Origin of the sequence: Bacillus sanguinis, from assembly GCF_018332475.1 — a bacterium.
In the GTDB taxonomy this organism is placed as follows: domain Bacteria; phylum Bacillota; class Bacilli; order Bacillales; family Bacillaceae_G; genus Bacillus_A; species Bacillus_A sanguinis.
Map to the genome: position 1 here is coordinate 20,266 of NZ_BOQB01000122.1, position 15,961 is coordinate 36,226.

Here is a 15,961-nt window from a genome sequence, read left to right on the forward strand (position 1 = left end):
ACCTGCTTTTTTTCTTATTTCTCTACTGACGCCCATTTAAAGCTTAAATCGCCGCCATATTTATGGTTGTACATATTTTTAATTGATTCTCTTTGTAAGTATGCTCTACCACGTTGATATACTGGAACAATCGCTGCGTCATCAAGTAACATTTTCTCTGCTTCTAATAAGTTTTTCCAACGAGCGTTTACATCGCTTCCATCTTTCTTCGCTTTCATGATAATTTCATCATATTTCGGATTAGAATATTTCATTTTATTTTGCGATCCGTCCGTTACAAACATATCAAGGTATGTAACTGGATCTGGGAAGTCTGCACTCCATCCAGAGAATGACATGACATAATCGCCCGCATCTTCTAGTTTTAGTTTTTGCGCGAATGGTTGCTGTTTAATTTTCACTGTTAAACCTGGTAAATTCTTTTCTAATTCACCTTTTAAATATTCACCTGTTTTCTTCGATAATTCAACGTCTTCATTTAATAGTTCTAATTCGATTTCATTTTTACCAAGTTCTTTTTTACCAGCTTCCCAATATTTCTTCGCTTCTTTCACGTTAGGCTTTACAATATCTCCATTTACAGCACGGAAATCTTTCTTATCTGGCCCTTTAATGAAGTTATCAGGAATTAATCCTGTCGCTGGCTTAGAACCGTTATTTAATAATGTATCAACGAACGGCTTACGTTCAAAAGCAAGTGAAATTGCTTTACGAATATTTTTATTTGCTAAAGCTGGGTCTTTTTGATTTAAACGAAGGAAGAATACAGATGTATCTTCTACTGTTTGGAAATCTGGTTTTCCTTTATATTTATCGATGAACTCTGCTAATAACGTCGCTCGATCGACTGCGTTTGTTTCATATAAATTAATTGGCGTAGACGTATCTTTTACAATATTAAAGTTTACTTCCTCAATCTTCACTTCTTTATTGTCCCAATATGACGTGCTCTTTGTCATTTTAAAGCTACGTTCATGTTGCCAATCACTTAATGTAAATGGTCCGTTATAAAGTGTTGTATTCGCTTCTAAGCCAAACTTCGTACCTTGCTCTTTCACAAACTTTTCATTCACAGGATAGAAGATTGGATATACCATTAAATCTACAAGGTATGGAATTGAATTGTCTAATTCCACTTCTAATGTATGATCATCAATCGCTTTTACACCTAATTGATCCGGACTCATCTCTTTTTTATTAATTTTCTCTGCATTTTTTATATCATACATAATGTACGCTGATTTCGCAGCTGTATCTGGGTTAATTGCTCTTTGCCATGCGTATACGAAATCTTTCGCCGTCACAGGCTCACCATTTGACCATTTTGCGTCTTCACGTAATGTAAATGTATATTTTTTACCGTCTTCTGACTTCTTAAATTCCTTCGCTACACCTGGAACTAGCTTATCATCTTTCCCTAAACTGTATAGGCCTTCCATCGTATTCGTCATTACTCTTGAAGAAACTGCATCAGCTGATAGCGCTGGATCCATCGTTGGAATTTCTTGCGTTTCAATTAAGTTAATAACTTGCTTCGCACCGCTTTTCCCGCTATCCCCTTTTGCGTTCGCTTGCGGCTCATCTTTTTGGTAGCTACATGCCCCTAACATCATGCTCATCGCTACTGTTGATACTACAAAAACTGGCATCTTTTTTTTCATACTTCCACCCTCCACAAAAATGTTAGCCCTTTCATTTTCAAACAAATAGAAATATATATATGTTCTAATAATTCATATTATACACACAAATATATTTTTTGTATATTTATATTTCTATTTTATTAAAATTTTCTGTTTAAAAATAAACCTTTGTAAACGTTTCATAGTGCCTATTTTCCTTACTAAAGTGTTAAAAATAATTATTTTTATATTTTTCTAAATTATCAGAGAAAAATGATTTTTATATCTTATAATACTTTGCGCATAATTATCCTTCTCTTTTTATCATAAAATAGCACTACCTTCATAATAAAGATATGTAGGTTAAAATGAGTGCAAAGGTTAAGAAAGTATGTTACGATACACTTTGCTAAAAATAGATATCGGTAAAGAGGGGACGGACATGACAGCAATTCAGGCAAAAAACGGGCCTACTGAGAAATTAAGTTTATTCTTATTAACATGGCCTATTTTTCTAGAAGTTTTTCTATTTATGTTAATGGGGATCGCTGATACTTTCATGTTAAGTGCATTATCAGACGATGCTGTATCTGGGGTTGGTGCAGCGAATCAATATCTCCATATCGCTATTTTGGTACTAGAAGTGATCGGGAACGGCGCAGCTATCGTCGTATCTCAATACCTCGGTTCCAAACGTTTTATGGAAGCATCAAAAATATCAGCTTTAGCCGTCACATTAAATTTAGTGGTCGGACTCGTTATAAGCGCTGGTTTTCTATTATTTTCAAAACATATGATGATGGCAATGAACTTACAGGGCGATGTACTTATGTATGCACAAAGCTATTTATCCATCGTCGGAGGGGCTATTTTCCTTCAAGCTATTATTAATTCATTAGCCGCAATTATCCGCGTACATGGCTTCACAAAGCAAGCGATGTTTATTTCACTTGGAATGAACATTATTCATATCGCTGGAAACTACGTACTTATTTTCGGAAAATTTGGTTTTCCAGAGCTTGGTGTACAAGGGGCTGCCATTTCTTCTGCTGTCAGCCGACTTATAGCGCTTATCGTTTTCTTCTGGTTACTGTACCGCGTTATGGAGTACCGTGTGAAATTACAATACTACTTCACCTTATCAAAAGAATATATCGGGAAAATTTTAAAAATCGGGATTCCATCTGCATTTGAGCAGGTTATGTATCAAGCTTGCCAAATTGTCTTCTTATACTATGCAACGTACTTAGGAACGGAATCATTAGCGGCTAGACAATACGCTACGAACATTTCTATGTTCACTTATTTATTCGCGATTGCAATCGGTATGGGAACAGCCATTATTATCGGGCGCCTCGTTGGCGGTGGTGAAAAAGACGAAGCGTATGAACGAGTATGGAAAAGTGTCAAATGGGCAATTGGCGTCACTTTATGTATGGTTGCTCTCGTTATTACGTTCCGCACACAATTAATGGGACTATTTACAGATAATCCGCACATTATTGCGTTAGGCGCAAGCGTTCTTTTACTAAGTGTACTACTGGAAACAGGGCGTACGATGAACATCGTCATTATCAATTCACTTCGCGCAGCTGGCGATGCAAAGTACCCAGTTTTAATTGGCGCATTCTCTATGGTGTTAATGAGTTTACCACTCGGTTACTTTTTCGCCTTCCATTTAGATATGGGGCTCGTTGGTATTTGGTTAGCGATTGCTATTGATGAATGGACGCGTGCCATTATTATGTTCTTCCGCTGGAAAAGTAGAGCGTGGGAACGTTATGCACTCGTTAAACCGGAAGAACAAGAGGAGATTGTTTCTGTTCAGGCGCAATAATACTCGTTTAATTAAGGTGTAGTCATTAGCATAGGAAACTTATATTTGCGATTCTTTAAATATATCGACTTACCGAGAAATATTGATAACTCTTTTATATAGTAGAAAAAAGCCATTCTTCAGTAATAGAAGAATGGCCTTTTTTATTATTGATAAATCTCTTTATATTTCTTATACTCCGCTTCAGAACATAGTACGAAATGTCCTGGGCGAATTTCACGCATTGTTGGTGCTTCACTACCGTAATTATGCTGAGATGGATCGTATACGATACGTTTACGATTGCGCTCATAATCTGGGTCTGGAAGCGGAATTGCTGATAATAGTGATTTTGTATATGGATGAATTGGATTCGCATATAACTCTTCACTTGTTGTTAGCTCAACGATTTGACCACGGTACATTACACCGATGCGGTCACTAATGTATTTTACCATTGATAAATCATGGGCAATGAATAAGTATGTTAAACCTTTTTCTTTTTGTAACTTTTTCAGTAAGTTTACAACTTGCGCCTGGATTGATACGTCAAGTGCTGAGATTGGCTCATCGGCAATGATAAATTCAGGTTCTACAGCAAGTGCACGAGCGATACCGATACGTTGACGTTGTCCACCTGAGAATTCATGCGGGAAACGGTTTGCGTGCTCTTTATTTAAACCAACTGTGTTTAATAATTCATGAACACGATCCATACGCTCTTTTTTATTTTTTGCTAGCCCGTGAATATCAATACCCTCTGCAATAATATCCCCTACTGTCATACGTGGGTTTAATGATGCATATGGATCTTGGAAAATCATTTGCATTTTACGGTTGAATTTCTTCAGCTCTGCGCGTGATTTTTTACCATGTACATTTTCACCATCGAACAATACTTCACCAGCAGTTGCATCATATAAACGAATAATCGTTCTTCCAGTTGTTGATTTACCACAACCTGATTCTCCTACAAGACCAAATGTTTCTCCGCGGTAAATATCAAATGAAATATCATTAACCGCTTTGACAACACCACCACTCACGTCGAAGTGCTGCTTTACATTTTTTACTTCAATTAATTTCTCACGTTGTTTAGTCATGTTGTTCACCTGCTTTCATTTGAAGAATGCGTTTTTCAACGACTGCCGGCGGTTTTACTTCTGGAGCTTGCTCATGAAGTAACCAAGTTGCCGCATAGTGTGTATCACTTACTTTAAATAAAGGTGGATCCATTTCAAAGTCAATTTTCAGTGCCTGTGGGTTACGTGGCGCAAAAGCATCTCCCTTTGGCGGCTTCAATAAATCTGGAGGCGTTCCAGGAATTGCGTATAACTCTTCCTCTGAACCATCTAAACTTGGCATAGATGCGATTAAGCCCCAAGTATACGGATGTTTTGGATTATAGAAAATTTCATCTACAGTTCCGATTTCAACAACTTTACCAGCGTACATAACTGCTACGCGGTCCGCAACATTTGCTACTACACCTAAGTCATGCGTAATAAAAATGATTGCTGCTTCTGTTTTTTGCTGAATGTCCTTCATAAGCTCTAAAATTTGCGCCTGAATTGTAACGTCTAGCGCTGTTGTCGGCTCATCGGCAATCAATAATTTTGGGTTACAAGCTAACGCCATCGCAATAACTACACGCTGTCTCATACCACCAGAGAATTGGTGCGGATATTGTTTTAAGCGAGCTTCTGGATTTGGAATACCTACAAGGTCGATTAATTCTAAAGCAACTTTACGTGCATCTGCTTTACTCATCCCTTGGTGTTTAATAAGACCTTCCATAATTTGATTTCCAATTGTCATCGTTGGGTTTAATGATGTCATTGGATCTTGGAAAATCATCGCGATATCTTTACCACGTACTTGTTGCATTTCTTTTTCTGTTAATTTCGTTAAGTCACGACCTTCAAATACGATTTCACCATTTTTAATGCGTCCAGGAGGATTCGGAATTAATCCCATTAACGCTTTAGAAGTAACTGATTTCCCAGAACCAGATTCTCCTACAATCGCTAATGTTTCTCCTTTTTTCAAATCAAAAGTAACGCCGCGGACAGCTTGTACTTCACCTGCATGTGTATCAAAGGAGACTTGTAAATCTTTTACCTCTAACAATGTTTTCATCTTTGCCTCTCCCCTCTTTTACTTACGCATTTTTGGATCTAACGCGTCGCGTAATCCGTCTGCCATTAAGTTAAACGCTAAGATTAATATACTGATAACAACCGCAGGGATGAACATCATATGCGGATACGTTTGGATTGATTTATAACCGTCATTTACAAGAGAACCAAGTGATGCGAATGGTGGCTGAATACCTAAACCGATGAAGCTTAAGAACGCCTCACCAAACACCGCTGTTGGGATTGTAAACATTGTCATTACGATAATTGGTCCCATTACGTTCGGGATTAAGTGTTTTACAATTAATTGTGTATTTGTTGCACCTAATGTACGAGATGCTAATACGTATTCTTGATTTTTTAATTTTAGGATTTGTCCACGAACGATACGCGACATCCCTATCCAACCTGTAATTGCCATTGCGAGTGTAATTGACCATATACCAGATCCCATAATGATTACCATTAAAATAACGATGATTAAGTATGGAATACCGTTAATAATCTCCATAATACGTTGCATAATGTTATCTACTCTACCGCCATAAAACGCTGAAATACCTCCATATGCAACCCCAATTACTAAGTCAATTGCTGCTGCTAAAAGAGCGATATATAATGATACACGCGTACCTTCCCATGTTCTTGTCCATAAATCGCGGCCAAGATCATCTGTACCAAACCAGAAATACTCTTTAATATCACGTTTTTCATATTGGTCAACACCATATTGATCTGTACCGTCAAATGGTAACCAATGAACATTTTCAATAACTGGAATTTTCGGTGGTAATTTCGCACGTCCTAAATCTTGTTCTTTATACGAGTGTTTACTTACCATCGGTCCTAAAATTGCTAGTAATATAATAATTGTTAATAAAACTAAACCGAACATTGCTCCTTTATGTTGGAACAAACGTCTTCTTACATCTTGCCAAAACGTTAAGCTTGGACGGGCAATGACTTCATTATCCACATTATTTTGATTGGCTTGTTGAAATAAATCTGGAGATAATTTTTGTACATCTTTCATCATTTTTTCCCTCCCGCTAAACGAATTCGAGGATCAATAATTCCGTATAAAATATCAACAATGAAAATAACTAAGATGAAGATTGCACTATAGAAAATTGTAGTTCCCATAATAACTGTATAGTCATTCACTGTAATAGATTTAACGAACTGTTCCCCTAGTCCTGGTACAGCATAGATTTGCTCAATAACTAATGTACCTGTAATTAATCCTGCAACCATTGGTCCTAAAATTGTTACAACTGGAATTAACGCGTTACGAAGTGCGTGTTTAATAATGATAACACCTTGGCTAATTCCTTTCGCTTTCGCTGTTAAAATGTAGTCAGCTTGCATAACTTCAATTAACTCTGCACGAGCGAAACGAGCGATTGTCGCGATAACTGCCATCGATAAAGCGATTGTAGGCATTACCGTAAACTCTGGTCCTTTCCAGAATGCTACTGGGAACCACCCGAGTTTTACCCCTACGAAATATTGTAGTAATGCGGCGAATACGAACGATGGTACTGACATCCCGAGTACGGAAATAATTGTCGCTCCATAATCGACCCACGTATTGTTACGAAGTGCCGCAACGATTCCTAAAATTAAACCGATAAATGTTCCTAATATAATCGCTTGTAAACCAAGTTGTGCTGATGGTCCAATACGATCCACAATCATATCTGTTACTGGACGGTTATCATATTGGAATGATACCCCTAAATCACCTTTTGCTAAGTTACCTAAGTAACGTGCATATTGAACTGGTACTGGATCATTTAAACCATATTTTTCAAGAATGATTTCTTTTTGTGCCGGTGATAGTTTCTCCTGGTTTTTAAGCGGAGAACCCGGAAGTAATTTCATCAAAAAGAAAGTCAGTGTAGTAATTAAAAATAATGTCAAAGCCATGTACACGAAACGTTTTAATACATAACGTCCCATAGTCAAGCACCTCCCCGTTTTTCTCAAAAGCAATAAGATAGTTTAAAATATTCTTACTTTTATTTTTTTAAAATAAGAGCATATGCCCATCATAGGCATATACCCTAGTAAACGATGGAAAAAAGATTATTTTTGTTCAACAGATGCCCATTTGTAAGTTAATTTACCACCATAGTTAATTGGGATAATATCTTTCACAGCACCTTTTACTACATACGCTGAACCTTTTTGGAAGATTGGAGTGATAACTGCATCCTCTTTAATTAACATCTTCTCTACTTCTAATAGGTTGTCCCAGCGTGCCTGTAAATCTTTTGTATCTGTTTTAGCTTTTAGAATTAACTCATCATATTTCTGATTAGAATAGCCTGTTTTATTTTGAGAACCATTTGTAACAAACATATCTAAATATGAGATTGGATCTGGGAAATCTGGTCCCCAAATACCAAACGCAATATCATATTGCTGAGAATCTTCTAATTTATTTTTTTGTGCGAATGGCTGCTGTTTAATTTTAATAGATAAACCTGGTAAGTTCTTTTCCATCTCACCTTTTAAGAATTCACCAACTTTTTTCGCATCTTCATTATCGAAGTTTAAGAATTCTAGTTCGATTTTATCAGTGCCAAGCTCTTTCTTCGCTGTTTCCCACAATTTTTTCGCTTCTTTTGGATTTGTTTCAACTAAATTCCCATTTTCAGCTCGGAAATCTTTTTTATTCGGACCTTCAGCGAAATCTTTTCCAACAAATCCATAAGCTCCAATTGCACCATTATTTAAAATAACCTTCGCAATGTTATCACGGTCAAAGGACATTGAAATTGCTTTTCTTAAGTTTTTATTGCTTAAGTATTGATTACTTTGATTAAATCTTAGGTAAGCAACCCCGGCTTCTTTTCTTGTGTGGAATTCTGGGCTTTGTCTAAACTTATCAACAAATTCTGAAGATAGAGCCGCACGATCAATTGAGCTTGTCTCATATAAATTTACATCAGTTGACGTATTTTTAACAATATTAAAGTTAATTTCTTCGATTTTAACCGTTTTATTATCCCAATATGATGGGTTCTTCTTAAACTGGAAGCTTTGCTCATGTTTCCAATCACTCATAACAAATGGCCCATTATATAATGTTGTATTTGCCTCTAACCCAAACTTATCACCTTGTGCTTTTACAAAGTCCTCATTGAGCGGGTAAAATACTGGATAAACCGTTAAATCAACAAAGTAAGGAACGGGATTGTCTAATTCCACTTCTAATGTATAGTCATCAATCGCTTTTACACCTAATTGGTCAGCAGGTAATTCTTTTTTATGAATTTTCTCTGCATTTTTAATATCGAACATAATGTACGAATACGTCGCTTTTGTATCTGGATTTACTGCTCTTTTCCAGGAATACACAAAGTCTTTTGCTGTTACAGGTTCCCCATTCGACCACTTCGCATCTTTTCTTAATTTAAATATGTATTTCTTTCCATCGTCTAGCTTCTGAACATCTTCAGCAATTCCAGGCACTCTCTTTTGATCTTTGCCGATACGATATAAACCTTCCATCGTATTATTTAATGCTGTAGAAGATGCAGAGTCAGATGCTAATGATGCATCCATTGACGGAATTTCAGATAACTCTGTTAAATTAAGAATCTGCTTTCCGTTACTACTACTCGTAGCGTTTTCTTTCCCTTTTGCTTTTGCGTCATCTTTCTGATAGCTACACGCACCAAGCAACATACTTGCAGTTAAAGTCGATGCAAGTAATAACGGTATCTTTTTCTTCATGTTGTGTTGCCTCCCCTAATTGCACTTCCTGTACCCTCACTTGTAAAAAAGTAGAATTGAAAGAATAATCTCCAAGTTTCTACAATTTTCATTATACATATAATATAACAATTGTGAATATAGTTTTTTGTTTTTTTGTTAAAATTTTTAATAAAATGTTTATTTTTTATATTTTTTGTAAAGGGATACGTTAACATTGCTACCATCATCTTGAAATCAGACCTTTAATTGCGTATAATTTTCAAAAAATTAATTCTAGTACATATTATAGCTTTTATAGTATAATAATTCTAGTAATATTTTGACGGAGGGGAACATTTTGAATAAAGTTTTTTTTCATACTTGTATACTAATTTTCATAGCGGTAATCGCTTCCAGTATTGGCGCATTCCTCGTTTCATCGCAATTTTTGTTGAATTTTGTCAACATCTCGTTTTATATCGCACTATTTTTTATTCTTATAGGTGGGTTTTTATTCATATTTCAAAATGGATTTTTTAACGTAACAATTTACGCCTTCCAAAGAGTGTTTGGTACGAACAAAAAAATTGAGTCTTTAATTGAAGAGGTAGAGGAACCTGTCGATAAGAAAGAACGTATTTATAAAACATATTCATTCAAATGGACGTATCCAATTTGTATTACAGGTATCGTTCTTGGGTTGTTCTCGACCCTCATTAGCTTTACTATTTTGATGTAGTTTGCAAACACTATCCCATATGATATAATAATCAGCAAAACATTTTGTTATAAAACTTTAGTTCTTTCATATTAAAGAGCTCAGGTAACAATAAATAAATTTATATGTATGCGATGATAAAGAAGAGTACATATTGAGGCAATTTCAGAGAGCTTGTGGCTGGTGTGAACAAGTAATTGTGCAGTATGGAATGGGCTTTTGAGCACCAAACCGAACCGAAAGTAGTAGGCTTTGGCGTTATATCCAAACGTTATTATGGATTAGAGAGATTTCACAGTAGTGAAATAATTAGGGTGGTACCGCGGTCCATTCGTCCCTATAGTTTTTTGGGATGAATGGGCTTTTTTGTTTGCCCTCTCTCCCCTATCACGCATTCAACTTTAGGAGGAATTACTTATGTCAGTTATCTTTTCTGGTATTCAGCCGAGTGGAACGATTACACTCGGAAACTATTTAGGAGCTATGAAGCAATTTACAGAGCTTCAGAACGAACACGACTGTTATTTCTGTATTGTAAATCAACATGCGATTACAGTACCTCAAGATCCCGTACAACTTCGTAAAAACATCCGCAGTCTTGCTGCACTTTATGTAGCATGCGGTATCGACCCTGAAAAAGCTACTTTATTTGTACAGTCAGAAGTACCAGCACACGCTCAACTAGGATGGATTATGCAATCCGTTACTTACGTTGGAGAATTAGAGCGTATGACGCAATATAAAGATAAAGCATCAGGTAGAGATTCAGTTCCAGCTGGATTACTAACTTACCCACCATTAATGGCTGCTGATATTTTACTTTACAACACTGAAATCGTGCCTGTTGGTGATGATCAAAAACAACATATGGAATTAACTCGTGACCTAGCAGAGCGTTTCAACAAACGCTTCCGTGAAGTGTTCACTGTTCCTGAAATTCGCATTCCAAAAGTAGGAGCTCGCGTTATGTCATTAACAGAGCCTACGAAGAAAATGAGTAAATCTGATCCGAATCCAAAATCAATGATCAGTATGCTTGATGAACCAAAAACAATTGAAAAGAAAATTAAGAGTGCTGTAACTGACTCTGAAGGTATCGTGAAATTTGATAAAGAAAACAAACCTGGAATCTCTAACTTATTAACAATCTACTCTTCATTCTCAGGAAAAACAGTAGAAGAAATCGAAGCAATGTACGAAGGAAAAGGATACGGAGACTTCAAAGGCGACCTAGCACAAGTAGTCGTAGAAGCAATTCGTCCAATCCAAGACAAATATAACGAACTAATCAACTCACCAGAACTAGACGAAATTCTAGACAAAGGTGCCGAAAAAGCAAACCGCGTTGCATTCAAACAACTACGCAAAGTAGAAAACGCAATGGGGTTAAGTAGAAAACGTAGGTAACTTATAAAGCGGAGGCGGCTTGCTTAGAATGTGAGGGGGATGGAGCTCCTGACGTAGAGGTGCTTTTTGCCTCGCAGGAAGGCGCGAAGCCACCGAACATTCTTGCCGCTGGAGCTAAGTTAGAACAAATTAAAAAAACCGCCAATCGGCGGTTTTTTTAATTTACCTTCTGCTCATTTTCCATTTCCCATAACTTTTCAAAAAATGGCTGTCCTTTTACGAGACGCTCGCATAATTGTTCGTGCTTCTCAGACCAACCTGTTTTCGCTTCATCATACAGCTTAGCCCAAATATCTTCAAATTCCATATGTTGAACCATTCCATATGCTGATGGATCCCACTCTGTGAACCAATAGCGAATTTCTGCTGTATTTTTCGTTGTATGTAATTGATCTAACGCCATAAACAATAATTGTTTAAGCTGTCTTTCTTTACGAGTTAAGCCATTCATAATGAAAGGTGATGGCGATAAAATATGATGTTCTTTTTCCATTTCTTCTACTTGGAACTCATACTTTTCTGCTTGTACATTTTCTACCATCTCATATACCATCTGCTCTTGGCGCGGTATAAGTCTACTTTTTCGAATCGGTACATTGTAACCAATTGTGTCGATCGCAATAATTCCTTTTCCATCTGTAACTACAAAGCAATACTCTTGCTGCAAACGTTCATGATTTTTACGAATATAAGCCTTATGATGTACGTCTTCCAACAATTTTTGCGGAAGCTCTAACAATTCGTCCTCGATGTAATGATATAATGTGGAATCTACTTTTAATAATGGCACTTGATCTAATAGCTCAATCGTATCATCTTTTCGCCATTCGTAAAAATGACAAACGTTATACCCATTCTCTTCACCTTCAAACCAATTTACCCATACATCATGTAGATATAACATTCACTACCCCTCACTTCACTACTGTTTGTATCAATCATTATGTTCAATTTTTCTTAACTTTATTCCACCTAAGGAAATATATTCTAATTATTATTTTTTCTTCTATTAATACTAAAAAAACAGGAACTAAAGCTCCTGTTTTTTTATATATGAAATGTATTGGCTTTATTCAATATTTCTTTCGCATCTATAGGTAATAAAGAAAGTGTATCTTCTCCTTGCAAAGTTACACTTTCTTTAACAATATGAAATCCAAGCGCATAGCCAAGCATCTTCGGATAAGAGTGAAATCCATTTAATAAGATGTCGTGCTCCCTTGTTCCTCGCTTTATACTTATTCTTTCATGTACAACGTTTTTCCAATAATAAATAGCCTCTTCTTTTGAAAGATACGTCGTCCACGGTGCATTGTTTTTTTCTGAATATCTTTCCGTTACTGCTTGCTCAGCTAGCCCTTCCATAATCATCGTATCAAGTAATGTATACTCTGTTTCTTTCGTCTCAATTTGATGTAACCTGCATATATGATGATATTCATGCGCCAATAACACTTTTAACTCTTCCACCGAATTCCGCCCGCATACGAATAAGAAAATAACGTGACGCATAGATAATCCAGCCCTGCCGTTATACTCCTCTTGTACAGTGCGATTATAGGAATCTGATAATAAAATAAAGACAGGGACATCCGGACCTTTTAACCAAGTTTTCAACTTCTCATACTCCGTACGTAATTCTTTCCAAACTTCCTTTTTTTCTAACTCTTTAATTTCTTTTTCTCCTCGCATAACCGGGCGATACATACCTTTAGAAATTAAAAAGCGATACAATCTTTCTTTTGGCAGCGGGATATACTTCGTAAACTTCTCACACAGCTTTTCTGGTCGTCCATAATATAGATGTAACCACTCGGCTGTTTCAACAATCCCCATCTTTATCCCTCCTTTTTCTTATGTATATGCAAAAGGAGAAAAAGGCGTAAAAATAAATAAGGAGTTTTTTCGCAATATGCTACGAAAAAACTCCTTACTTCATCTATTATTTATACGATTTAAATACTAATACTGCGTTATGACCACCGAATCCTAGTGAATTACTTAACACGGCGTTTACTTCTTGATGTCTCGCATTATTCGGTACGTAATCTAAGTCACATTCTGGATCTGGTGTTTCATAGTTAATTGTTGGAGGAATTACTCCGTCTGTAATTGATTTAATCGAGAAGATCGCTTCAACAGCACCGGCTGCTCCTAATAAGTGACCTGTCATTGATTTCGTTGAGCTAATCGCTACTTTATACGCGTGCTCACCGAACGTTTCTTTAATTGCCATCGTTTCATACTTTTCATTCGCATCCGTACTTGTACCGTGCGCATTAATGTAATCAATATCTTCTGGCTGTAGACCTGCATCTGCTAAAGCTTGACGCATTGCACGCACGCCGCCTTCACCGCCAGGAGCTGGCATTGTAATATGGAACGCATCACCAGTTGCACCGTAACCAGCGATTTCCGCGTAAATGTGAGCACCACGAGCTAATGCGTGCTCTAATTCTTCAAGAATTACAATACCTGAGCCTTCACCCATTACGAAACCGCTACGGTTTTTATCGAATGGACGACAAGCAGTTGCTGGATCTTCATTGAATGTTAATGCTTTCGCTGAGCTAAATCCTGCGAATGCCATACTTGTTAATGGCGCCTCTGCTCCGCCTGTAATCATTGCATCCGCATCACCGCGCTGAATCGCTTTAAATGCATCACCAATCGAGTTTGCACCAGATGCACAAGCTGTTACTGAACAAGTGTTAATTCCTTTTGCCCCTGTTGCAATCGATACTTGACCTGCTGCCATATCTGGAATCATCATCGGTACGAAGAATGGACTCACGCGGCGCGGGCCTTTCTCAGTAAAAATCTTAAATTGTTCTTCGTATGTTTCCATACCGCCAATACCAGAACCAATCCAAACGCCAATTCGAGGTCCGTTTTCTTCTGTAATTTCAAGCTTTGCATCCGCAACTGCCATTTTCGCTGCTGCTACTGCATATTGTGTAAAGCGATCCATACGGCGCGCTTCTTTTTTATCAATATATTTCTCGACTTCAAAGTCGTTAATTTCTGCTGCTACTTTTGCTGGAAATAGTTCCGGATCAATTCTTGTAAGTCGTCCGATTCCAGATACGCCCTTTTTAATGTTTTCCCACGCTGTTTCAACATCTGTACCGATCGGTGTAACAGCTCCTAGTCCTGTAATTACGACCCTCTTTTTTTCCATACAAAATACACTCCTTTTTTCTCTCAGTCCTTATTTACCCCAACGAAGAGCGACTGCTCCCCATGTTAATCCACCGCCAAAACCAACAAGTATAATTAAATCACCATCTTGAATACGTCCGTTTTGCAATTCCTCTACCATTGCAATTGGAATTGAAGAAGCTGATGTATTACCGAACTTCTCAATTGTCATACTCATTTTTTCTTGTGGTAAATTTAATCTTTCTCTTGCAGATTCCATAATACGAATATTCGCTTGATGCGGTACTAAGAAATCTACATCTTCTTTCGTAAAACCAGCTTTATCTAAAACACGAAGACAAGAATCTCCAAGTTGACGAACAGCAAATTTAAAGACTTCTCTGCCATTCATCATAACATACTCGTCTTGATAAAGATGCTTACCGCCACTTCCGTCTGCTCCTAATTCGAAAGATAGAACGCCTTTCCCTTCTGAAACAGCTCCCATTACGATAGCACCTGCTCCGTCTCCAAATAGTACCGCTGTATTTCGATCATTCCAGTCTACAATTTTAGATAGTTTATCACTACCCACTACTAATACATTTTTATAAGTTCCCGTTTGAATAAATTGCTGCGCTGTAATCATTCCGTACATAAAACCAGCACATGCTGCACTTAAATCCATTGCAGCTGCATGTTTTGCGCCAATTGCTTCTTGAATGACACAAGCAACTGCTGGGAAAGCACGATCTGGCGTTACTGTCGCTACTAAAATAAGATCGATATCCTCTCCACTAATCCCTGCATCTTCAAGCGCTTTTTTAGAAGCCTCTACGGCCATATATGAAGTATCTATTGTATCATCGGCAATGCGTCTTTCCGCAATCCCTGTTCTCGTACGAATCCACTCATCTGATGTATCCATTATTTTCTCTAAATCGTGATTTGTGACTACTTTTTCCGGCACATATCTTCCGATCCCTAAAATGCCCACGTTCACATCGCAGCCCTCCGTTTTATATCAATTATTATGACTTGGTACTAATTTTAAAACATAAATGTATTTTTGTCTAGAATATATTTCAGCTAAAACATAAAGCGAGCACATTATTCACCTTATTGTTTATGAAAAGAAACAGAAACATACCTTTCCCTGTTTCTTTCGAAATATAAAAAGGCCCGAACCGCTTCTATCCACGGTTCGAGCCTCTTTTCCATCTAAAAAAATGCTTTTTATTCTTGATCTGCTTTCCCAAGCTCATATGCTTCGTTCATAACTTTCATCAATAACTCTAATACTGGTTGTGCTTTCTCCATATCAAGCGCAATTCCATTATCATCTAAAATGGCCTTTGCTTCTGGTAAATGCTTCATTGCGATTTGTAAAAATTGCATGCTTTTCTCATTCATA

At 37.1% G+C, this 15,961-nt stretch carries 14 protein-coding genes and 1 other annotated feature; of the genes, 3 read left to right on the plus strand and 11 right to left on the minus strand.

Going from position 1 to position 15,961, the window contains the following annotated elements:
* Nucleotides 1–14 precede the first annotated feature (14 nt).
* Nucleotides 15–1,661: a peptide ABC transporter substrate-binding protein gene (locus KI369_RS14585; protein ID WP_212956444.1), complete on the minus strand. Its 1,647-nt coding sequence runs from the start codon at nucleotides 1,659–1,661 to the stop codon at nucleotides 15–17.
* 352 nt (nucleotides 1,662–2,013) lie between these two features.
* Here KI369_RS14585 and KI369_RS14590 point away from each other — a divergent pair, with 352 nt between their 5' ends.
* A complete protein-coding gene (locus tag KI369_RS14590; protein ID WP_002035938.1) occupies nucleotides 2,014–3,459 on the plus strand; it encodes an MATE family efflux transporter in 1,446 nt (481 codons plus the stop codon).
* A 146-nt stretch (nucleotides 3,460–3,605) separates the two neighbouring features.
* On the opposite strand, the gene KI369_RS14595 is transcribed toward KI369_RS14590, so the two are convergent.
* From KI369_RS14595 to KI369_RS14615, 5 genes are all read right to left on the minus strand, one after another.
* Entirely contained in the window at nucleotides 3,606–4,541 is a 936-nt protein-coding gene (locus tag KI369_RS14595; protein WP_212956445.1) for an ABC transporter ATP-binding protein, read from the minus strand.
* Nucleotides 4,534–5,577, minus strand: coding sequence for an ABC transporter ATP-binding protein (locus KI369_RS14600; RefSeq protein WP_000854346.1), 1,044 nt, complete (start codon nucleotides 5,575–5,577; stop codon nucleotides 4,534–4,536). Before KI369_RS14600 ends, KI369_RS14595 begins: the two co-directional genes overlap by 8 nt.
* 18 nt (nucleotides 5,578–5,595) lie before the next feature.
* On the minus strand, nucleotides 5,596–6,612 hold the full coding sequence (gene opp3C, locus KI369_RS14605) for an oligopeptide ABC transporter permease (RefSeq protein WP_212956446.1): 1,017 nt from the start codon (nucleotides 6,610–6,612) through the stop codon (nucleotides 5,596–5,598).
* The gene (gene opp3b, locus KI369_RS14610; RefSeq protein WP_000534165.1) at nucleotides 6,609–7,538 is read right to left on the minus strand and encodes an oligopeptide ABC transporter permease; all 930 of its coding nucleotides are present in this window, start codon (nucleotides 7,536–7,538) and stop codon (nucleotides 6,609–6,611) included. Before opp3b ends, opp3C begins: the two co-directional genes overlap by 4 nt.
* 126 nt (nucleotides 7,539–7,664) lie before the next feature.
* Nucleotides 7,665–9,320: a peptide ABC transporter substrate-binding protein gene (locus tag KI369_RS14615; RefSeq protein ID WP_212956447.1), complete on the minus strand. Its 1,656-nt coding sequence runs from the start codon at nucleotides 9,318–9,320 to the stop codon at nucleotides 7,665–7,667.
* Nucleotides 9,321–9,639: 319 nt separating this feature from the next.
* Between KI369_RS14615 and KI369_RS14620 the strand changes: the two genes are divergently transcribed.
* Both KI369_RS14620 and trpS read left to right on the plus strand, forming a co-directional pair.
* Nucleotides 9,640–10,020, plus strand: coding sequence for a DUF3899 domain-containing protein (locus KI369_RS14620; protein WP_212956448.1), 381 nt, complete (start codon nucleotides 9,640–9,642; stop codon nucleotides 10,018–10,020).
* 104 nt (nucleotides 10,021–10,124) lie between these two features.
* Nucleotides 10,125–10,341: a binding site (T-box leader), on the plus strand.
* A gap of 75 nt (nucleotides 10,342–10,416) precedes the next feature.
* Nucleotides 10,417–11,406, plus strand: a complete 990-nt coding sequence (gene trpS, locus KI369_RS14625; protein WP_212956449.1) for a tryptophan--tRNA ligase — start codon at nucleotides 10,417–10,419, stop codon at nucleotides 11,404–11,406.
* Between the two features lie 157 nt (nucleotides 11,407–11,563).
* On the opposite strand, the gene KI369_RS14630 is transcribed toward trpS, so the two are convergent.
* From KI369_RS14630 to KI369_RS14650, 5 genes are all read right to left on the minus strand, one after another.
* Nucleotides 11,564–12,310, minus strand: a complete 747-nt coding sequence (locus tag KI369_RS14630) for a YjbA family protein (protein ID WP_071721621.1) — start codon at nucleotides 12,308–12,310, stop codon at nucleotides 11,564–11,566.
* 143 nt (nucleotides 12,311–12,453) lie between these two features.
* On the minus strand, nucleotides 12,454–13,242 hold the full coding sequence (locus tag KI369_RS14635; protein WP_212956450.1) for a DUF2268 domain-containing putative Zn-dependent protease: 789 nt from the start codon (nucleotides 13,240–13,242) through the stop codon (nucleotides 12,454–12,456).
* Between the two features lie 106 nt (nucleotides 13,243–13,348).
* Nucleotides 13,349–14,587: a beta-ketoacyl-ACP synthase II gene (gene fabF, locus KI369_RS14640; protein ID WP_212956451.1), complete on the minus strand. Its 1,239-nt coding sequence runs from the start codon at nucleotides 14,585–14,587 to the stop codon at nucleotides 13,349–13,351.
* Nucleotides 14,588–14,617: 30 nt separating this feature from the next.
* On the minus strand, nucleotides 14,618–15,550 hold the full coding sequence (gene fabH, locus KI369_RS14645) for a beta-ketoacyl-ACP synthase III (protein WP_212956452.1): 933 nt from the start codon (nucleotides 15,548–15,550) through the stop codon (nucleotides 14,618–14,620).
* Nucleotides 15,551–15,783: 233 nt separating this feature from the next.
* Entirely contained in the window at nucleotides 15,784–15,960 is a 177-nt protein-coding gene (locus KI369_RS14650) for a ComZ family protein (RefSeq protein WP_009879752.1), read from the minus strand.
* Between the last annotated feature and the right edge of the window lies 1 nt (nucleotide 15,961).